Source organism: Aliiglaciecola sp. M165 (genome assembly GCF_007197995.1).
Taxonomy (GTDB): domain Bacteria; phylum Pseudomonadota; class Gammaproteobacteria; order Enterobacterales; family Alteromonadaceae; genus Aliiglaciecola.
Genome location: NZ_VKKH01000003.1, coordinates 268,649 through 288,164 on the forward strand (window position 1 = coordinate 268,649; position 19,516 = coordinate 288,164).

19 protein-coding genes are annotated in these 19,516 nt (G+C 43.0%); 4 read left to right on the forward strand and 15 right to left on the reverse strand.

Annotated elements, in window-relative coordinates:
• Nucleotides 1-135: 135 nt before the first annotated feature.
• The 4 genes from FM019_RS06780 to FM019_RS06795 form a co-directional block, all read right to left on the reverse strand.
• The gene (locus FM019_RS06780) at nucleotides 136-960 is read right to left on the reverse strand and encodes a LytR/AlgR family response regulator transcription factor (protein ID WP_143835164.1); all 825 of its coding nucleotides are present in this window, start codon (nucleotides 958-960) and stop codon (nucleotides 136-138) included.
• Nucleotides 950-2,026, reverse strand: a complete 1,077-nt coding sequence (locus FM019_RS06785; RefSeq protein WP_409553365.1) for a sensor histidine kinase — start codon at nucleotides 2,024-2,026, stop codon at nucleotides 950-952. The genes FM019_RS06780 and FM019_RS06785 overlap by 11 nt, the downstream gene beginning before the upstream one ends.
• Before the next feature lie 140 nt (nucleotides 2,027-2,166).
• Nucleotides 2,167-2,628, reverse strand: a complete 462-nt coding sequence (locus FM019_RS06790) for a DUF962 domain-containing protein (RefSeq protein WP_143835166.1) — start codon at nucleotides 2,626-2,628, stop codon at nucleotides 2,167-2,169.
• Between the two features lie 45 nt (nucleotides 2,629-2,673).
• Nucleotides 2,674-3,357, reverse strand: a complete 684-nt coding sequence (locus FM019_RS06795) for a PilZ domain-containing protein (protein WP_143835167.1) — start codon at nucleotides 3,355-3,357, stop codon at nucleotides 2,674-2,676.
• A gap of 184 nt (nucleotides 3,358-3,541) precedes the next feature.
• Between FM019_RS06795 and FM019_RS06800 the strand changes: the two genes are divergently transcribed.
• Complete coding sequence (locus tag FM019_RS06800) at nucleotides 3,542-5,335, forward strand: M61 family metallopeptidase (protein ID WP_143835168.1); 1,794 nt, start codon at nucleotides 3,542-3,544, stop codon at nucleotides 5,333-5,335.
• Between the two features lie 28 nt (nucleotides 5,336-5,363).
• On the opposite strand, the gene FM019_RS06805 is transcribed toward FM019_RS06800, so the two are convergent.
• The 4 genes from FM019_RS06805 to yejK form a co-directional block, all read right to left on the reverse strand.
• Nucleotides 5,364-5,747 carry a hypothetical protein gene (locus FM019_RS06805; protein WP_143835169.1) on the reverse strand — a complete coding sequence of 128 codons (384 nt, stop codon included), beginning with the start codon at nucleotides 5,745-5,747 and terminating at the stop codon, nucleotides 5,364-5,366.
• A gap of 82 nt (nucleotides 5,748-5,829) precedes the next feature.
• Nucleotides 5,830-6,633, reverse strand: coding sequence for a M23 family metallopeptidase (locus FM019_RS06810; protein ID WP_143835170.1), 804 nt, complete (start codon nucleotides 6,631-6,633; stop codon nucleotides 5,830-5,832).
• Complete coding sequence (locus FM019_RS06815) at nucleotides 6,626-7,501, reverse strand: 6-carboxytetrahydropterin synthase (protein WP_143835171.1); 876 nt, start codon at nucleotides 7,499-7,501, stop codon at nucleotides 6,626-6,628. The genes FM019_RS06810 and FM019_RS06815 overlap by 8 nt, the downstream gene beginning before the upstream one ends.
• Before the next feature lie 97 nt (nucleotides 7,502-7,598).
• Nucleotides 7,599-8,648 carry a nucleoid-associated protein YejK gene (gene yejK, locus FM019_RS06820; RefSeq protein WP_143835172.1) on the reverse strand — a complete coding sequence of 350 codons (1,050 nt, stop codon included), beginning with the start codon at nucleotides 8,646-8,648 and terminating at the stop codon, nucleotides 7,599-7,601.
• A gap of 129 nt (nucleotides 8,649-8,777) precedes the next feature.
• Between yejK and FM019_RS06825 the strand changes: the two genes are divergently transcribed.
• Nucleotides 8,778-8,996: a DUF1414 domain-containing protein gene (locus FM019_RS06825; RefSeq protein ID WP_143835173.1), complete on the forward strand. Its 219-nt coding sequence runs from the start codon at nucleotides 8,778-8,780 to the stop codon at nucleotides 8,994-8,996.
• A gap of 6 nt (nucleotides 8,997-9,002) precedes the next feature.
• Entirely contained in the window at nucleotides 9,003-10,535 is a 1,533-nt protein-coding gene (locus FM019_RS06830; protein ID WP_143835174.1) for a DUF3413 domain-containing protein, read from the forward strand.
• On the opposite strand, the gene gmhB is transcribed toward FM019_RS06830, so the two are convergent.
• Genes gmhB through FM019_RS06865 form a run of 7 tightly spaced genes read right to left on the reverse strand, consistent with a single transcriptional unit; the run spans nucleotide 10,515 to nucleotide 17,530 of the window.
• On the reverse strand, nucleotides 10,515-11,063 hold the full coding sequence (gene gmhB, locus FM019_RS06835) for a D-glycero-beta-D-manno-heptose 1,7-bisphosphate 7-phosphatase (RefSeq protein ID WP_143835175.1): 549 nt from the start codon (nucleotides 11,061-11,063) through the stop codon (nucleotides 10,515-10,517). The two genes, FM019_RS06830 and gmhB, sit on opposite strands and share 21 nt — an antisense overlap.
• A complete protein-coding gene (locus FM019_RS06840) occupies nucleotides 11,060-11,914 on the reverse strand; it encodes a putative RNA methyltransferase (protein ID WP_185969214.1) in 855 nt (284 codons plus the stop codon). The genes gmhB and FM019_RS06840 overlap by 4 nt, the downstream gene beginning before the upstream one ends.
• A 35-nt stretch (nucleotides 11,915-11,949) precedes the next feature.
• Complete coding sequence (locus FM019_RS06845; protein ID WP_143835177.1) at nucleotides 11,950-12,711, reverse strand: SDR family oxidoreductase; 762 nt, start codon at nucleotides 12,709-12,711, stop codon at nucleotides 11,950-11,952.
• A gap of 7 nt (nucleotides 12,712-12,718) precedes the next feature.
• The gene (gene mmsB / locus FM019_RS06850; protein WP_143835178.1) at nucleotides 12,719-13,621 is read right to left on the reverse strand and encodes a 3-hydroxyisobutyrate dehydrogenase; all 903 of its coding nucleotides are present in this window, start codon (nucleotides 13,619-13,621) and stop codon (nucleotides 12,719-12,721) included.
• Nucleotides 13,622-13,647: 26 nt separating this feature from the next.
• Nucleotides 13,648-14,805, reverse strand: a complete 1,158-nt coding sequence (locus FM019_RS06855; RefSeq protein WP_143835179.1) for an enoyl-CoA hydratase/isomerase family protein — start codon at nucleotides 14,803-14,805, stop codon at nucleotides 13,648-13,650.
• A 17-nt stretch (nucleotides 14,806-14,822) separates the two neighbouring features.
• Nucleotides 14,823-15,980, reverse strand: a complete 1,158-nt coding sequence (locus FM019_RS06860; RefSeq protein ID WP_143835180.1) for an acyl-CoA dehydrogenase family protein — start codon at nucleotides 15,978-15,980, stop codon at nucleotides 14,823-14,825.
• A 59-nt stretch (nucleotides 15,981-16,039) separates the two neighbouring features.
• Nucleotides 16,040-17,530 (reverse strand): CoA-acylating methylmalonate-semialdehyde dehydrogenase, encoded by a 1,491-nt coding sequence (locus FM019_RS06865; protein WP_143835181.1) that lies wholly within the window; start codon nucleotides 17,528-17,530, stop codon nucleotides 16,040-16,042.
• A gap of 292 nt (nucleotides 17,531-17,822) precedes the next feature.
• Here FM019_RS06865 and FM019_RS06870 point away from each other — a divergent pair, with 292 nt between their 5' ends.
• Complete coding sequence (locus tag FM019_RS06870; RefSeq protein ID WP_143835182.1) at nucleotides 17,823-19,487, forward strand: response regulator; 1,665 nt, start codon at nucleotides 17,823-17,825, stop codon at nucleotides 19,485-19,487.
• Nucleotides 19,488-19,516: the final 29 nt, after the last annotated feature.

The window sequence follows — 19,516 nt, forward strand, 5'->3', positions numbered from 1 at the left end:
ACCAGTTACTCGATGAATTTATGAGTGACATTTATCTGCGATAAACGGCATCTGCTTTGAAGGGTAAGGCTGTGATTCAGATACAAAAAAAGAAGCTATTAGCTTCTTTTTGGCAAATCTATGTAAATGATTTATTCAAAGTTTAATCATCTCTTTGACTTTATCACGATGGCTGCGGCTCACTTTTAATTCTGTGCCGTTGGTTAATACCAAATGATATTCACCACTTACATGACTGACCATTTTGTTGACGTATTGGATATTCACAATGGCTGATCTATGTGCGCGCACAAATTTTCTAGGGTCTAACTCTTCTTCAAGTTCTTTCATCGTCCTGCGCATAATGTGCGTCCCGTCACTGGCATGCACACACATATAATCACCCGCAGCATCAATCCATTGAATATCTTCAACCGCCACACGGGTCACTTCAGAACCGTCTTTGATGGCTAGAATATTGGGATACCTTTTGCTATCAAGCTCTTCACCTGAAGCCAATCTTCTTAGTACTTCTTCACAATCGTCACCGGTAAACTCAGCCACCAATTTGGCTAGTTTGACTTTGTGACTGCCCTCTTGATTTAAATCAAATACTTCCTTCACTTTGTCTAAAGCAGTTTTCAATCGCACGCTGTCGATTGGCTTTAGCACATAGTCCAAGGCATGAATATCAAAGGCCTTGATGGCGTAGGTATCATACGCCGTGACAAAAACAATAAGAGGTATGGGCTGTTGAAGTTCTCGTAATTTGTTAATCACCTGAAAGCCATTTAAACCAGGCATTTGTATATCTAAGAAAACAAGGTCGGGGCGTAATTGTGGAATTGTCGATACCGCTTCCAAACCGTTTTGGCATTCCCCCAACAATTCAACATTGTCAAACTCGCTCAGTCGAACGGCTAATCCTTTACGTGCCAACGGCTCGTCATCCACTATTAACGCTTTGATCTTAGTTGTCACTTTCACCTACCTCAAAAGGAATTCGTATGCTCACTTTAATACCTGATGGCTGATTGTTTGATACAACGAAAGAATAGTTGCTGGAATACAAAGAGTTCAGGCGTTCTTGTATGTTTGGCAATCCTACTCCGTTGCATCGTTTCAGTTGCCCATTCTCAATGGTGGCACCTGGCCCATTGTCGGCGACTTCCAACATCAAATCGTGGCCAAAAGACTTAGCAACGACTGTTATCTCTCCGCCTTTCTCCATTTTTGAAATGGCGTATTTAATCGCATTCTCGATAATTGGTTGCAAAATCAGACTTGGAACCAAGGCTTCTTTGCAGTTTTGCGCGATGTCCCATTTCACTTCTAATCGGTCATCGAAGCGCACTTTCTCTATTTCCAAATAGAGTTCCAGAGCTTGTATTTCGTGTTTGAGCGAAATTTTCTTTATCGGATCTTTGTCCAATGAATAGCGTAAAAAATCACTGAGACGACTGACCATGCCCTCGGCAGTTTTATTGTCTTTGACCAAAATAAGGGTGCTTATTGCATTGAGGGTGTTAAACAAAAAATGCGGATTGAGTTGATATCGGAGCATCTTTAAATGGGCTTGATGCGCCATAGTGGAGGCTTTTAGTGCGTTTTGCTTTTCCTTTTGCAGCATTTGGAAGTTTTTAATCCCAAAATACAATCCGCTCCAGCATACCACCATGATTAAGGAGTTAATGGTATTAGTGAAGTACATGTACCACACTTCAGGTCGATAGCCGTGTTTGTATATCTCCCAGTAGTTAATGTTTTTCAACACCGCCCACATCAGGCCAATCACATAGACACTCATAGCGACTATAAACAACATTTTCCATACAGACTGAAGTCGTGCCCAACGGTATATGTAACGAAGTGGTATGGTTAAGAGCCAACCTGCCATGGCATTTAATGCAATGACAAAAATCCAAATGCCTCTGACATCATGCAAAAAAGAACCTATGTAATAGACAATCGCGAATCCAACCCAGCCACCTGTGTGGAGAGTCCAGAATAACCTTTCGCGATTCTCAAACAATTTCTGCCAATTGATCAAAGTGTGTCTCGTTAATTCTATTGCTTTAACAGGATTATACGCATGAGTAAGAAAATAAAGCGGCTATTAATCCCAACCTTAACTCCATTTGTCGCAAAAGGTAGGCTTAACTTAAGATTTTCCGCTGTTGCAATGCATTAGTATTGAATATTAAGGCGTTTTAGCCAATGGCCCCACCACCATGCCGGGCCAACCAGTAAAAACTGCAGATCTTTGAAAAACGAGGGCTTTTTGCCTTCAATATGATGTCCAATGAACTGTAAAATCCACATGATGACAAACAATCCAAGACTAAATTGCCAAACGCTAATGCCGTAAAAGACCAACAATTTAATTGCGCCGAAAGATGCAATAGTCAACAAGGTCATTGCCGCTCCGATAGGACCAGATAACTTAAAGTAATACCATAACACGGGTATCGCAGCGACATGTGCCCAGGTCACATCAAAATGATCGAGAAAAGCCGGCGTCGGGATTGACCAAATTAATGCCAACGACACAAAGTAAATAGCAGGTACAGCTATGGCGTGAATGTAGATATTTGTTTTGTTTTGGTGACTTTCACCGTATTCATTAAGCAGTGCATCTACGCGTCGCATTTTAAAATCTCTCTATTATCTAACCCCAACTCGGGATAATTATTATTATTGTGCAATCATTAATTGGTGCAAAAGACCTTCAACAACCTTTTCAGATTCTTCGAATTTCACGCCTAAATAATAGCGTGTTTCATCGGCTTTTTGGTTCATTACCATGCCTTTTAATTCGGAAATTCGGCCATCAGGGTTTTTGATTGCGAGAGTAATGTCCGTTTTAAGTTCAACTTTTTGCTTCACACTATTTCGATCGACTGAGACTCTGCAGCCACTCAAACTCAGATCTACGATCAAACCATCAAACAACATGATATCTGTTTGCGTCTCAACAACGGTCACAAACACATGGGCATTAGCTCGCTGTTCGCTGCGAAGTGCATGGCATTGAATAGACAAAGGAAAGCTGGTGAAAATATAATTTGAGGGTTTACTGAGGATCACATTAGTTTTAGCTTTAAAAGCTACAACTTCTCCAGATTCTTCCTCATTGATAAATCGGATAACCAAATTGCTGTCAACATAAATAGATTCTCGGAGGCTACCCCACCTGGATTCGTCGGGAAATTTAATGATGATCGCCCGCGTGCCGTCCATGCCAATGAACTCGGTTTTAACCCTTTTCACACCATTTGGAGTCATGACCTGCAGATCCAAAGATAGACCGGGTCGCATTGCGCGTAACTTTCTTAGATCTTCTCTGGTTAAACCAACTTTTTCCTGCAAAATAGCCACGTATGAGCGACCCTCTTATCCGTTTTTTATCACTCGATAAACTTAGTGAATTTGTTATTCACTGATTTATATAGTTTTTAACACGATATGCATACATCCACAATAGCATCGGTATCTACACGCGTATTTCACCAAGTTAATGTATCAGGTATGCTAAATAAAAAATCGATTAAGAGGAATAACTTTGCCCGACACTCATGCTGTCCACTACCACGTTGCGGTTTCGTCCGTAGCAGGTCACTACTTTCATGTTTCTCAAACCATTTATCAACCAACCCCTCAGGGGCAGAAACTCACGCTTCCCGCTTGGATCCCCGGAAGTTATATGATTCGGGACTTTGCTAAAAATATCGTATCGATTCAGGCATATGACAGCGATAACAACCGACTTGATATTGAGAAGTTAGACAAACAAAGTTGGCAAGTTGCCGCTACCGCAGGCCTACTGCGCGTAGAAACCCTAATCTATGCGTTTGATTTGTCGGTCAGAAGCGCTTTCATTAGTGATGAATACGCATTTTTTAATGGTACTAGTGTATTTCTGCAGGCCGTCGGAGTGGATGGCTCCATCTCAGTCGATATTACAATTCCAACAGAAAAGGCATTAACCTGGCAAATTGCCACTGCGCTAAAACAGACGTCATCGAACGATATCACTAAACAATTTAGCGCCAAAGATTACACCCAGCTGATAGATCAACCCGTGGTCATAGGCAACTTAACCGCGCATCAATTTGAGCTGGAAGGCGTTACTTTCGAATTTGTTTTGGCTGGTGACAATTTGGCCGATGTGCCGAGAATTTGCCAAGACTTGAAGAAGATTTGCCTCCATCACCTGCACTTATTCTCCCCGCCTTGCCCTGTTGATCGCTATGTATTCATTACACTGCTATGTGAAAACGGATTTGGTGGTCTAGAACATATGGATTCGACAGTATTGCAGTACGCACGTCATGCACTGCCAAGTGAACATGAAAAAGGCAAGGTATCAGATGAGTATCGTACGTTTTTGAGCTTATGCAGTCATGAATTGTTCCATACTTGGCACGTCAAACGAACCAAACCACAAGCCTTCATTGATATGCAATTAAGTGCAGAAGTATACAGTGAACAGCTGTGGATTTACGAAGGCTTTACCAGCTATGTTGATGACATTAGTTTGCTGCGAACTAAATTAATCGATGAAAACAGTTATTTAGAATTATTAGGACAAACGCTGACACGGCTCGCTCGAAACCCGGGCAACACCAAACAAACAGTAACAGAATCAAGCTTTGATGCCTGGACTCGTTTTTATCAGCAAGACGCCAGCGCCGCGAACAACATTGTCAGCTATTACGCGAAAGGATGCGAAATCGCCTTGTGTTTAGATTTGAAAATGCGTTTGGGTTCACAACACAAGTATACGATTTTCGACCTCATCGATAAACTATGGCAAGAGTTTGGTAGTCAATCTATCGGTACGCAAAATAACAGCATTCAATACCTTTTAGATAAACACTTTGATCTTGATTTGGATGCTTTTTTACAAGACGCACTGTATTCGACAAAAGCATTGCCTACCGATATTTTGCTAAGGGAGTTCGGTGTAAAACTGATCTACCGACCTCGCAACAACGGATCAGATAAAGGTGGGAAACCTGCTGATGATCACCTCAAAGTGGATTTTGGTGCGATGACCAGTGCACAACCCACTGGCGTTAAAATTACTCAAGTGATAGAAAATTCCACTTCTTATATTGCTGGTTTGCAAGTTGGTGACATTGTTATCGCCATTGATAATTGGCAAATTCAGCAACAAAATCTTCACGCAATATTAGATAAACAAGCGTTTAACAAAATTGTTCCCGTACATCTACTTAGAGAAGGGAAATTAACCGAGCTCAAGTTGTCAATTCAGCCAGCTAAACGAGACACCGTTTATTTGCAGATTATCGACGAGCAAAAGGCACATGCCTGGTTAGGCCAAAGTGAATAATTGCATGTGTTAACAGCAGGTCACTAGATTAAAAATAGCCGCCATTTTTATTCACAATGGCGGACAACATAAAGCCGATTGTGCTGCTACAGATGATTAATCCGACGATAAACACAGGTGTGAATTTCGCGACGGCGAATCTCACATTTCTTCGTTCAATGCTGTCTATGACCTCTACCATGTCACTGCGCTCATAATGATGGCGATTGAGAATATAGCGGCCTGTGTCACCCACTCGGGTAAAATAAAAATGGTATTTGTCTAATAAGTCCCGCAATCGCTGTCGATCCAATTGAGTGACTTCTAACACTTCTTCAAAATGGCGACCAATGGGTTCATAACCGTCTAATGCCAAATGAATTTTTACTACTTCAGATGATTTCATCGGCTTTAAACCGATTATTGATTGCATGTCTAAATCCATCGTTTTTACCTAACACCTTCTTCAAAACTGCGAATATAGCATTAAATAAATTCTTCCATGGTCCAGTTTTTTAGTTTCTGGGAGGAACCAACAGTTCCGGGTCAATACGCTCAGAACCCCAATTCATGCGCCAATCAAGATGTGCGCCGGTAACCCTTCCCGTTGCCCCAATTTCGGCAACCAGTTGACCTTGTTTCACTCTATCACCGACTTTTACATGACCGGCATGCAAATGCAAAAAGGTCGAAGAAATGCTATGCCCGTGATCGATAATCATGGTGCCGCCCGAGTAGTACATGTCGGGTACCCATAAAGTGACCACGCCATCGGCAGGTGCATAAACAGGTGTCCCAACTGGTGCAGCAACATCGACACCAAAATGAGGACGTTTAGGTTGGCCATTTAACACTCGTTGGCTGCCATACACACCACTGATGGGTCCATCAGAAGGCCAAATAAATGACTGCATAAAATCAATACGATCATCATCCATTTTACGTGCTTGTGCGACTTGGCGATTGTCTTGTTTAATACGCGCCAAAACCTCTTCAGGCGGTGTGACCATTTTTGGTGGCAAACCTTCAATGCGTTGTACTTGGTAGTCGCGTTTATGCAGAACTATATCCTTGACCTGAGTTTTACCGTCAACATCAACCCATTTTAATTCATGCTGGAGTTTGGCATCTCGTCCAAAACCAAATGCAAAATATCCCTGCTGCGACACTTTCAAGGCCTTATCATTCAACCAAATTTGCGTTTGCGATGGTGCTTTACCTCTGATCAAACTTCCTTGGGTAAACTCACCATCTAGCTCAAGTGCATTTGCAGCAGATGCCAAAAACAACCACATCGCCAAAACGAAGAATTTACGCATAGGCTATGGCTCCCTTACCGACACCTTCAAAAGCAAAGACTTTAAAACTAGAGGAGGTTTCGTGTTTTTTTAGTTCGTCAGCCATGTATTGTGCCAAACATTCGACAGTGGAATCAGTTTTGATGATTTCGCTCTCCGCAATTGGGATCGCTAATGAAAATGATCCTTGTGATGATTCATAACTGAAAAAGTAATGACTTTGCTCGTCGACTGGAATCGATACAAACGCAGAATCTTTAGCATTCACCAGGTCGTCTTCGCTACCAATATAAATATCTTTCCAACGTGTTGCCCAATATTGCTGCCAAGATAAGCTGTAGGTGTCGTTTTCAAAAACGGTCACTTTTGAACGGTGGCCGTGAGCGATTCGCTGACAATTCCCATCATGTTTCTTCAGTCCATGGGTATAGTGGTAAAAAGGTGTATCAATCACTTCCGCACGCAGAACCAATTCTATGCCTTGCACGTTACTCGGCAGATGTGTTGCGATAACCTCTTTTAAGTACTGCCCCACAGAAGAAATCGTGACCTTGTCAGAGTAAACAAAGGCATAGGCCTCAGCAGGACACACCAAATGAATGGTCCGATTGTTTTCTCGCATGAAATCTACACTGACTTGATCGGTGAGCTCGTCTCGCGTGATCACGCTAAACGCATGTTCGGCAGGCACGAGTAGTTTGTGATCAACATATTCATCAATGAGGAACTTCAATTCCTTTTTCACTTTACCAAAATCCAGCACCATGCTTTCTTCATTGAGCGAGCCATCAAGGATCACATCAACAATCCAGCTTTCACCCACCATTCCCCTTTCGGGGCAAAGATAAGAAAAATCCATTACGGTAAGGTCGTTTACAAATAGCTGCATTGATTGAGTCTGTCCTGTCTGGTACTAAAATTTATTAATGGGAAACGAAAATCGTCGATAGTGTGTAAAGTATATCTCAACAACACTGATAGCTGAATTAGCTATTTGTTCGGGTCAACTGATCTTTTAAGTTTGGTGGAATGCCTTTAATCATCAAGGTATCGGTCGCAGTATCATAGTGTATACGATCACCAAACAGTACACGGTCAAAACTCAAGCTCACACCACCCCCTTGACCGCTAAATTTTGCCAAGGTTTTTAATGCACTGCGATCGGCTTGGAAAGTGGATTCCAATGGGGACTCGGTTTGCTGGTTGAATTGGCTAAAGTCACTGCCGTCACTTTTTGGAAGATTTTCAGCAAGTTCCGATACATCAATGTCCTCCCCCTGCTCCAATTTGGATTTATAGTAATCAGAAACAATTTGGCGGGATTGATGTTGCTCTTGTTTATCAAGTTGTTCGCTAGCGAGATACTCATCAACCGTCTTGAGCAGTTGCTTGTTTTGTTGTTTAACATCAACCAGCTCCTCACAACCAATAAAATGCATAAAGAAGTCAGACACTTTTCTTCCCATCCGACCTTTGATAAAGCTGATATAGCGGTTTTGCTCTGGCTCTGTTTTAAATTGCGTTAAATCGAAGCGCACAGCCAATTGCATCTTCGCCAGATCTAGGTGATCTCGATACGACAACTCAAGGTTTTGACTGATTTCTACATGCTGTTTGGTGTTTAAGAGGGTAACCATTAGATATTCTGTGGCTAAAAATTCGTAATGAGAAAAAATGACAAACCCAGTCTCCACGGCGCCCATTTCAACCATACTACGTTTGAGCTTGTCGCAACTCTTAAGACTAAATTCAACAAAAGATTGAGGTGCATTAAGCATGTCTTGCAATGCCTGTTTAAAATTGAATCCCGTTTCGACCGCTTCGTGTCCGTCTTCAGTTTCTCCCTGTGTGTTTTGATCAACAAAACTGCCTACGCCTTTTCCCGGTTTTTGGTTATAGGCATGATTGATTTGCTGGGCAAGATTTTCGATATCTGGTGTGACATCGAAACAAGAATTTTTCGGTAGTATTACCAACTCTTGTTGTTCGTTGACACTTAGCTGATGTACCACAAAATGATGAATGACTGCGCTCATTAAAAAATATAACCTTTTAAAATATATGCATTTTGCCGAAACGAAACATCGTCCGACAAAATAGAATTGCTAGTTACTATCTGTGTGAATGCTGGTATTATTTGCGCAAAACACAGTAAAGGTTACGACATGCCCCAACAATCAAAATATTCAGATGCGCAGTTTGAGGCGCTGATGAATGACATTATATTTGCTTTGGAAAAAAACCAAGCCGATAGAGATCTGTCATTGATGGCTTTGGGTAACGTAATAACCAACATTTTTTCGCATCAGGTTAATCAGAGCCAGCGCGAAAAAATGGCTCAACAGTTTACACAAGTCTTGCTTAAAAGTATCAACGGAAAATAAAAATTAATGATACTCAATGAAACGCCTCGTCGAATCATGGTCACCAAACTCGTTGCTTGGGGTCATTGGTTTGCGCTCACCAATATAATCATCGCCATTATTATCGCTGCAATCTACGTGTTCGCCACACCGCTCCCAGAAACCGTTTTGGGTCATATTTTTTTAATGGTGAATTGGCTAAGCCATATTGGTTTTTTGACCTTTTTTGGATTTGTGATTTTTGTTCTACCGCTAATCTATATTGTTCCTAAATCGCGATTCATTCGAGGAGCGGGTTCAACCATCGCCGCATTAGGGCTTGCATTGTTAGCGTTTGATGCATTGTTATACACAAAGTACGGATTACACTTGAGCTTTGGCAGCGCTGACCTGCTCAAAAACGAAGCGCAAAACGTGATGGAAACCTTGGGCTGGCAGCAATGGGGATTCTTTTTCTTACTGTTTGTTGTGTGGTTGTCGTTCCAGTTGATTTTGGCGAATGCATTGTGGAAACGCATTGAAAGATTCCAAAAGTTCCGCCTGGGTATGCCAATTGGCTCGGTTTTTGTCGCCTGTTTTGTAAGCAGTCATGCGCTGCATGTATGGGCAGATGCCAATCTGTATCAACCCATTATCAAACAAGATAACCTCTTTCCTTTGTCTTATCCTGCGACCGCGAAGACGCTAATGTCTCGATATGGGCTGCTGGATCTAGAAAGCTACCAACAACGCAAGGCGTTGCAATTTGATAGTGGATTGAGCGGCATAAGTTACCCAACGAGCCCAATCTATTGCTCTATCAATAACGACGAGCAAATGGTTCTATTAATTAACACTGATGAGAACCCTGTTGCCCGTGCTGCTCTGTTCTCGTATTCCGAGCACTATGATTTGAGCGCAAGCGCCGACTCAGCAAAAATAGCAGCATTATTTGGTTTGCCAGAAATCTATCACCAAGCGCTACAACAACATACTCCGCTATTGTTAGAGCTTCCCGCGCAACTTGGTTTGCAGGTTCAATTGTTCTCGGAGCAAGAAATCCCTCATGAGCGAATTAATGGGATTCGGACGGAGGATTTTGCTGCATTCAAACGATTTGTGCTCTCTGCCCAGCCAAAACTCGCTATCGGATTCATGTCCTCTGATAAAATAAACACACTGTTGCAATCAGGGCTTTTGCAATCGAATAAGGTCATCGTTTCTCAATTGGCTGGAGAACGCGGCGACATTAAAGCCGTGCAATTATTGTCGAATTTTAATTTGACAGAGGAGGTATCCAGTCACTTGGATTTTGCGCCTACGGTATTAGCTGAACTGGGTTGTCAAACCAGTGCCGACACCTACTCCCTTGGCCAACCACTTCAAACACCATTACGCAATTGGTTGGTGGGTACAAAAGGAAGTAAAGTCATCGTGATGCAAAGTGAAGTTCGCATTGAGTTAATGAGTAATGGAACGTACAAGATTTTTGACCGCCGTAATGGTGAGGAAAGCACAGACAGCCTCAACACGAGTTTAGTTAGCCAGGCGATGAAGCACCTAACCCGCTTCAAAGAATAAATCTGCGGCGTCTTCTAATTGGGTAATCGTTTGATATGTCGCAGAATCATCAGGTTGGTGTTTAGAATTCAGAAGTAGAAACCGGTGGGCAACCCCAGCGGCTTCACTGGCTTTCATATCTGACATTCGATCACCGATCATGACACTGCTATGCATGTCTATTTGATACTTTTTCTGCGCCTGTTGGAACATGCCTGGATTTGGCTTTCGGCATGAACAAGCCGTTCGGTACTCGCCTTCCCCATGGTTTGGATGATGGGGGCAAAAATAGGTATCGCTGATTTTTATTCCCTTGTCATTAAATTGCTCAACCATCCATTCATTTAGCTGTAAAAATTGCTCAGATGAATAATATCCTCGACCAATTCCAGATTGATTGGTGACAACGATAATAAGAAAACCCGCATCTTGGAATCGTTGGCAAAGTGGAAATATTGCATCAAAAAATTGAAAGTTTTGCGCTTGGTATACGTATCCATTGTCGACATTGATGATCCCATCACGATCCAAGAATAACGCTTTTGTCATTGTGCTTTTTTCCAGATTTTTATATCAAAATGTGCTTCGCACACCTTTAGTTCAGATGCAACATTCTGCTTCGCTTGCTCGCTTGTTTGCCAATAATAAGGTGTCATCTTCAACAGTGCCAGTCTCGACTCTGCGCTATCAAGCTCCATATCGAATTGGATCGTTTGTTGTTCAAACAGTTCAAATCGTTCGTCATTTTTAACGTTCGCCTTGTGTTCAAGGCTTTGCTTGTATATCAATGTTTTCAAATGACTTAAATGCCGACTGGCAGGATTAACCGATATCCAGACACCCGACGGTGTTAGGATGCGGAAAACTTCTGACTCACTCAACGGGGCAAATACCTGCAAGATCACATCTACACTGTTGTTCTCGAGTGGAATTTTAAAAGTGCTGGCGACGCTAAATTGTCTGGATTTGTATGCCTTTGCGGCTTTTTGAACGGCTGGCTTGGATATATCACAACCCAGTCCTTCTATCGTCAAGCTGTCTTTTTCTAATGCCGTACAGACATGATTGAGGTAGTACCCTTCCCCACAGCCAGCATCAAACAAACGAATGTGATCGAGTTGACAATGTTTTTTAGCTATCTTCGTAATGGCGACTACCAAAGGAGAGTAATGATTGGCATTAAGAAAAGTGCGTCGGGCACTAATCATTTCAGCGCTATCACCAGGGGCTTTACTCTTGCGTTCCTGAGCCAATTGCAGATTAACGTACCCTTCTTTGGCCTGATCAAAGGCATGACCATTAAGACAGCGCCAGGTTTTGTTGTCTAATTGAAGATTTTTAGTGCAGGCGGGACACGTCCACATGATAATGAGTGAGCCTTGAAGCAATGGCAGGGTCAAAGATTTTGCCCCTGCATAATTGACAGTGTGCTGTATTAAACCCTTGTTCCGCCATCAAGTTCAAGTGTTCGACCGGTAAAGTAGTCGTTTTCGAAAATAAACCTTGCGGCGTGACCAAGTTCGTCTACTTCGGCAAGTCTACCTGCAGGTACAGATTGCAAGAACTTTTCTCGCATTTCAGGACGCATTTGCGCGGCCATTGCAGTATTAACCAAACCTGGTGCGATGCAGCCGGTACGAATTTTAAAGCGAGCTAATTCTTTTGCCCAAGTCACAGTCATGGTGGCTACAGCAGACTTGGATGCAGAATAATTGGTTTGCCCCATGTTACCACCACGTGAAACGGAAGATAGATTGATAATCACCCCCTCACTACCTGTTTCAATCATTTTTGCAGCTGCTTCACGGGCACACAAGAAGGTACCGGTAACGTTGACATCGAGCACTGATTGAAACTGTTGCTTGGACATTTTGTCCACAATCTTACCTTCTTTAACCTTAAGTAACATGCCATCACGCATGATCCCGGCGCTGTTAATTAAACCATTTAACTGTCCAAAGTCAGCGGTTATTTGGTTGAACGTTGACTCAACCGCAGATTCGTCAGTTACATTAACCGCGTAGCCTCTGGCGGTTACGCCTAACTTTTTGATAGCTTCAGCAGCTTGTTCTATGGCCTCTTCTTGCATATCGATAAGCGCTAGATTAGCACCCACTTCTGCGAAGCTTTTGGCCATGGCAAATCCTAGACCTTGTGCAGCCCCGGTAATCGCAATTAGTTTATTTTTAAGTTCCACAAGTCACCTACTTTTCTGTCTTACGTTGACTAAACATTTCGAAAATACTGGAAAAATCACGAGAGCCATTTCCCTGCATACTGTGCATCGAAAACAAGCTTTGAGCGAGTGCCCCCATAGGAGTTGCTGATTGACTTTTAAGCGCAGTATCTAACGCCAGCCCCAAATCTTTGCGCATCAGATCAACCATAAATCCTCCTTGATAACCGTTTGAAGAGGGTACATTCGGCATCACATTTGGGCATGGGTTGTACAACTCCAACGTCCAGTTTCGTCCTGAACTTTGTAACATAATGTCTGACATGACCTTTGGATCCAGACCGTTATCAATCGCCATTTGCAAAGCTTCGCTCGTGCCTGCCATCAATACTGATAGCAGCATATTATTGCAAATTTTAGCAATTTGACCTGCCCCTACATCACCTGCATGAAAAATGTTTTTACCCATATTCTGCAAAATCGGTTCAACACGTTTAAATTGCTCTGCGCTGCCACCGACAATAAACGTCAAGGTGCCTGCCAAGGCTCCGCCTACACCCCCCGAAACCGGCGCATCGACAAAACCTATACCTTTTTGTACCAGTGCATCACCGACTTTTTGGGCAGTCGCTGCGTCAATGGTGCTCGAGTCGACAACCAACGTTTTATCATTCAATGTGTGGATTAAACCGTTTTGCTCATCCAGGTAAAGCGCTTCAACATGTTTACCCGCGGGCAACATGGAGATCACGACGTCTGCATCGTTTACCACTTCCGCAGCGTTTTTAGCGGCAACCGCTCCCTTTTCTACCAAGCTATTAACAGCATCTGATGACAAATCAAATACACGGACTAGGTGACCGGCTTCAACCAAATTAGCCGCCATAGGGCCACCCATATTCCCCAAACCAATAAATCCAATATTTGCCATGACTTTATTCCTTCTTCTAAGCGTTTCTATTTGCTCTGACCAAGATCCGAAAGAGGATGTTGCCCCTCTTTCCAAGGTGATTGGAAAAACGTATCGATCGTCTGCTGATCAACATCTTGAACCTGGGCAAACGCCCACTTTGGTGAGCGATCTTTGTCGATCAGCAAAGCTCGCACGCCTTCTTGGAATTCGCCAAACGTTGCACATCGACACGACATGGTTAACTCCATTTGGAAACATTCTGCGAGTGATAAACCCTGCCCTTTTTGAAGTTGCTCGAACACAAGATGCATCGTAATTGGCGAACCATATGCAATGGAAGCAATGGCTTTCCCTAACCACTTATCATCTGTGACATCGACGGCTTGTAATGCCTCAATATAGTCCGAAACCGTTTTATAATCTGCCAACTCTGCAATGAGCTGCTGATGAGCCTGAACTGAGCCACTTGTTATATCTTTAGCACTCAATTGCTCACACATGTTGGTCAATCGGGATGCGTTTTGCGCGCCACAATGATCCCATTCGATGGAACGGATCTGATTGAGTACTTCACTTTTTTTATCATGATGGATTAAATGATCGGCCAACCCCACAAAAAGAGCATCGTTACCACTGACACTTGCCCCAGTCATACCTAAAAATAATCCACAGCCAGCAGGCATTCTATTCAAAAACCAAGTTCCACCGACATCTGGATAGAGGCCAATGCTAACTTCAGGCATAGCGATCCGCGATGATTCAGTGACAATTCTGTGACTGGCCCCTGCCATTAAGCCTAAACCGCCACCCATGATGATGCCGTTACCCCAAACCAGAATGGGCTTGGAATAAGTGTGGATAAGAAAATCAAGACGATATTCTTCGGTGAAAAAGGTTTCTATAGGTACTGGGATGCTCTGTAAAGAAGTCTGGTGCCCTTTATCACGAGATCCAGCCTGTTCAAACATAGCTTGGTGCATTGAAACTACGTCGCCACCGGCACAAAATGCTTTGTCCCCCTGACTATCAATAAATACCATCGCGACGTCTTCATCACCCTGCCAGGATTGCAATTGATTAAATAACAACTGCACCATCTCCAAGTCAATGGCGTTTAGGGCTTCAGGTTTGTTTAGCGTTGCTACACCAACTTTTTTACCCCCTTCGCAGACCAATAGGTCAAACACTACCGGTAAATTCATAGTTGTTCGCTCACTGTTTAAAGAATTAAATTGTCATTGTCAGCCAATAACCGTCTACCAATGATGACTCGCATTATCTCATTGGTGCCCTCAAGTATTTGATGGACACGAACATCTCTAACGTGACGCTCAAGGGGATATTCTTGGATGTAACCATAACCACCGTGTAATTGCAGCGCGTCATTACACACGTTGAAGCCAACATCGGTTGCAAAACGTTTTGCCATTGCACAATAGGTCGTTTTGTCTGCATCCATGCTGTCTATTTTAAATGCCGCTAGGCGCACCATTTGTCGCGCCGCAACTAATTCTGTTGCCATGTCGGCCAACTTGAATTGTAAGGCTTGAAACGCAGCAAGAGGTTTTCCAAACTGTGTTCGGGTTTTCATGTATTCCGTAGCAGTTTCCAGCGCGCGTTGGGCCGTACCAATCGAACATACAGCAATATTTACGCGGCCACCGTCAAGTCCCATCATTGCAAACTTGAAACCTTCCCCTTCATTACCTAGCAAGTTTTCCACGGGAATTCTGACATCTTCAAATGTGATAAGACGAGTTGGTTGCGCATTCCAACCCATTTTTTCTTCCGCTTTACCATAAATGATCCCTGGGGCGTCTGCCGGGATCACCACTGCAGAAATTCCTTCTGCACCTGGTCCGCCAGTTCTGACCATTACCACCAAAACATCAGTTTCCCCTGCACCGGAAATAAACATTTTGGAGCCATTAATGACATAGTGATCGCCGTCTTTTTTGGCGGTTGTTCGTAGTGACGCAGCGTCAGAACCTGAACCAGGTTCAGTGAGGCAATAAGACGCCAGATGTTCGCCAGTGACAAGTGTTGGACACCAGGTATCTTTTATCGCTTCAGTACCCCAACTAGCGATCATCCAAGTAGCCATGTTGTGAATGGTCATCATCGCAGTGGTTGCCGTGCATCCACTGGCTAGCTGTTCAAAGATAATTGCAGAATCTAAGCGGCTAAGTCCAAGTCCACCAGCTTCTTCGGGCGTGTACAGCGCACAAAAGCCCAGTTCACCTGCTTTTTGTATGACTTCCTTAGGAAAAATATGTTCTTTGTCCCATTTTGCCGCATGAGGGGCGAGCTCTTGCTCAGCAAATTGTTTGGCCGTCTCTGAGAACGCCACTTGATCTTCTGTTAAATCAAAATTCATTTTAATACCTGTCTAAAAAAACGCTGCTTTGCAACCCAATAATATTAGCTTCTCGGACATTAACGCAGGTTGATCGTCATGTTAGGACCAGATGGAATGTCATCTTCAAACCAACGCGCAGTGATCGTTTTGGTTTCAGTATAAAAACGCACAGCCTGTTTGCCGTAGGCATGCAAATCTCCGTAAAACGAATTTTTCCAACCTGTGAATGAGAAAAACGGTAACGGCACTGGAATGGGAACATTGATCCCAACCTGACCCACTTCAATTTCGTGTTGATATTTACGCGCAGCAGCACCACTAGCGGTAAAGATAGATGTACCGTTGCCATAAGGGTTGCGGTTAACCAGTGCGATGGCTTCTTCAAGCGTATCCACTGCCATGCAGCAAAGCACAGGACCAAAGATTTCTTGTTGATAAATAGCCATCTTCTCAGTGACATCGGTAAACACCGTTGGACCCACCCAGTTTCCAGACTCATAACCAGCAAGGTTGAAGTCTGAACCATCAACCAGACAGGTTGCACCTTCATCTTTGCCTTGTTGGATCAGTGACAACACTCTCGCTTTGGCTTGTGGGCTGATAAGGGGACCAAAACCTGCGGCTTCATCGTTCCACAGACCAGGTTTAACTTCTTTTAGCATGTCGCCTAGTTCGTTGATCCACGATTCGCTTTCCCCTACAAATACTGCAACGGATATGGCCATACAACGCTGACCAGCTGCTCCTACAGAGGCGCCAACCAAATTGTTTAACACTTGCGCCTTATTTGCATCGGGCATGATTACAGAATGGTTTTTTGCCCCAGCAAAACACTGTGCGCGTTTCATGTTATCAGTAGCCGTTTTATAAATATGTTGTCCGACCGGTACAGAACCAACAAAAGACACAGCTTTAATGTCTTCATGGTTCAACAATTGATTAACTTGATCTTTGCCACCATGCACAACATTCAGTACACCTTTTGGTGCACCTGCTTCGATAAACAATTCTGCCAGACGAATCGGCGTTAAAGGATCTTGCTCTGACGGTTTTAACACAAATGTATTACCGCAAGCGATTGCCATAGGGAACATCCAAAGCGGGATCATCGCTGGAAAGTTAAACGGCGTAATGCCTAAACACACTCCTAAAGGCTGAATATAGCTGTATGTATCAATTCCTCTGGCAACATTCTCGGCTGTTTCTCCCATCATCATCGACGACACATTTGCGGCTTGTTCAACGACCTCAATCCCACGCCAAACATCGCCCTTCGCATCGGCGAAGGTTTTACCTGTTTCACTACTAAGAATTTCTGCAATTTCATCGTGATGTTTTTTGAGCAATGCCTGATAATTCATCATTACCCTTGCACGTTCCGGCACCGGGACTTCTCGCCAGATTTCGAATGCTTGTTTAGCACTGGCAACAGCCATATCTATTTCCGTTGCAGTAGCACAAGGTGCCTTGGCAATCACTTCGTTAGTGGCCGGGTTAGTCACATCTATACTTTCTTGAGAGTGTGAAGCGCAGAATTCACCGTTGATGAGTAGGGGCACATTTTTCATGTTAGGAACCTTCACAAAATTGAGTTAATCGTTGTTATTAACGGGTGTTAACGTGATGTAAAACAGATTATCAAAGTTTTTACCTTAACGTTAACGTAAAGCTAAAAATCCTCACGTGGAAACTGCCAACTTCTGTATACAGATCGCAATATGTCAACTATCAATCACTCAACCATCATGGTTTGCACTGCACATTACGTATTAAAATTATGATGAAGGTCAAATACATAGTGTTTTTCACTACGCTTGCTTGCTATATTGTTTACAACAGTGATAACCCGTAGAGAGTGTTGTGGAAAGACGCAAAATCAACATTGCAGTGGTTGAGGATAATGGCATGGCCCGAATCCATATGCGTAATCACCTTGTTGACATGGGGTTCATGGATGTTGCCTGTTATTCCCATGGTCGCGATTTAAAACGCGATATGAAAGTCCGTCAAATCGATTTGATTTTGATGGATTTTCACTTAGGGGACCACAAAAATGGCGTCGAAGTTATGCAAGAATTGGGGCGTGAAAAACTACTCAGTCACACCACCAGTTTAATCTTTGTCACCTCTGATCGTCTTCCATTAATCATCGGTCAAATTGTCGATATCCATCCTGATGATCTAGTCATAAAGCCTTACACCATTAAAATTCTAGAAAAAACCATCATAAATACGTTAACGATTAGAAAGCATTGTTTACCGATTCTAAAAAATATGGATGAGAAAAAATATGAAAAGGCCATGGTTCAGTTGCAGGAATTATCAGATAGTAATACCTTGCCCAAATCGCGAACAGCATTATTAAAGCTCAAAGCAAGACTGCTTCTAAAATTGGAACGATTTGAAGAAGCTATACAGTTATATCAATCCGTATTAGATTCCGCAGCAAATGTTATCTGGGCTAAATGGGGACTTATTCATGCTCAATATCTGATGGGCAAAATCGACATTAGCGAAGATTTACTTAAGGATATGTTGGGTGCGCATCTGACCAATGACAAAGCCTGTGAATGGCTGGCACGCATATGTGTAGGTCGACAGGAATATGAAGAAGCCGAAGAATATATTGATTTGATCAAAGAAAGTAGCTTGTCTATGGCTGCGGCAAAGCTAAAAGCCTATGTTTACCAATTACAAAACAAAACCGAAAAAGCCATCGATTTACTTGAAAAAAAACGTATAAACAATAAACACATCCGTGAAAAACATGCTGAATTATCGCTCGAATTAGCAAGATGTTATTTAACAATAGCTGAGTCAAAACAACCTAACGAGCGGGCCAAGCCGATCCAAGTGGCTCGATTTTTAATTGGTAGTGCTGGTCGAGGTTACTTGGAAGAAAATCTAGTTCTGAAGCGTGATTACGCTAATATTCTCGCGGCGATACTGGAAAATGACCAAGACAAGGCGATGAACTTGCTTGAACAAGCGGATTTAAAAGAATTTACCGTTGCAGATGTTCCTACAATGACCGACGCGATCAAAGCTTGGGCAAGCGTTGGAGATGAGAAACGCGCAGCTGAGCTATTGTTCCAAAGCGAAGAGAAGATGCGTGATACCGAGGATTTAACAGAAAAAACCATTTCGTCCATGGTAATCAAACAGCGTGAAGAAGAAATGGGAGCTCGGCGACCCAGAGCACTTAAATTCAATAAGGAAGGCTTGCAGCTGCATAGCCAACAACGATATGAAGAATCTGTGGATTACTTCTATCAGGCCTATCTGCTATTTCCCAAAGAAGCAGCCTTTGGATTAAACCTGCTTCAAGGGTTAATTGAATCAGAAGTATCCGAACACAAAGAAGCTAAAACACTACGTATTTTTAATGAACTAGATAAACGTGATTTGAACAACGCCAACCGAAAACGCCTCAACGAAATAGGTCGGCGGATCAGCGCAAATAAAGAAGCCTTCCTACTAGAGGGCGACGAAGATGATGACATTTGGAATAGCATTAAAAAATAAATCAATCTTTGCTTAGGGGATCGTAGGTT

What these genes read in the sequence shown, in the direction of transcription:
- FM019_RS06790 (WP_143835166.1), bottom strand. Translation starts at nt 2,628, where the DNA reads ATGCGACGCGTAGATGCACTGCTTAATGAATACGGTGAAAGTCACCAA.
- FM019_RS06805 (WP_143835169.1), bottom strand. Translation starts at nt 5,747, where the DNA reads ATGCAATCAATAATCGGTTTAAAGCCGATGAAATCATCTGAAGTAGTA.
- FM019_RS06810 (WP_143835170.1), bottom strand. Translation starts at nt 6,633, where the DNA reads ATGCGTAAATTCTTCGTTTTGGCGATGTGGTTGTTTTTGGCATCTGCT.
- FM019_RS06815 (WP_143835171.1), bottom strand. Translation starts at nt 7,501, where the DNA reads ATGCAGCTATTTGTAAACGACCTTACCGTAATGGATTTTTCTTATCTT.
- yejK (WP_143835172.1), bottom strand. Translation starts at nt 8,648, where the DNA reads ATGAGCGCAGTCATTCATCATTTTGTGGTACATCAGCTAAGTGTCAAC.
- FM019_RS06825 (WP_143835173.1), top strand. Translation starts at nt 8,778, where the DNA reads ATGCCCCAACAATCAAAATATTCAGATGCGCAGTTTGAGGCGCTGATG.
- FM019_RS06830 (WP_143835174.1), top strand. Translation starts at nt 9,003, where the DNA reads ATGATACTCAATGAAACGCCTCGTCGAATCATGGTCACCAAACTCGTT.
- gmhB (WP_143835175.1), bottom strand. Translation starts at nt 11,063, where the DNA reads ATGACAAAAGCGTTATTCTTGGATCGTGATGGGATCATCAATGTCGAC.
- mmsB (WP_143835178.1), bottom strand. Translation starts at nt 13,621, where the DNA reads ATGGCAAATATTGGATTTATTGGTTTGGGGAATATGGGTGGCCCTATG.
- FM019_RS06855 (WP_143835179.1), bottom strand. Translation starts at nt 14,805, where the DNA reads ATGAATTTACCGGTAGTGTTTGACCTATTGGTCTGCGAAGGGGGTAAA.
- FM019_RS06860 (WP_143835180.1), bottom strand. Translation starts at nt 15,980, where the DNA reads ATGAATTTTGATTTAACAGAAGATCAAGTGGCGTTCTCAGAGACGGCC.
- FM019_RS06865 (WP_143835181.1), bottom strand. Translation starts at nt 17,530, where the DNA reads ATGAAAAATGTGCCCCTACTCATCAACGGTGAATTCTGCGCTTCACAC.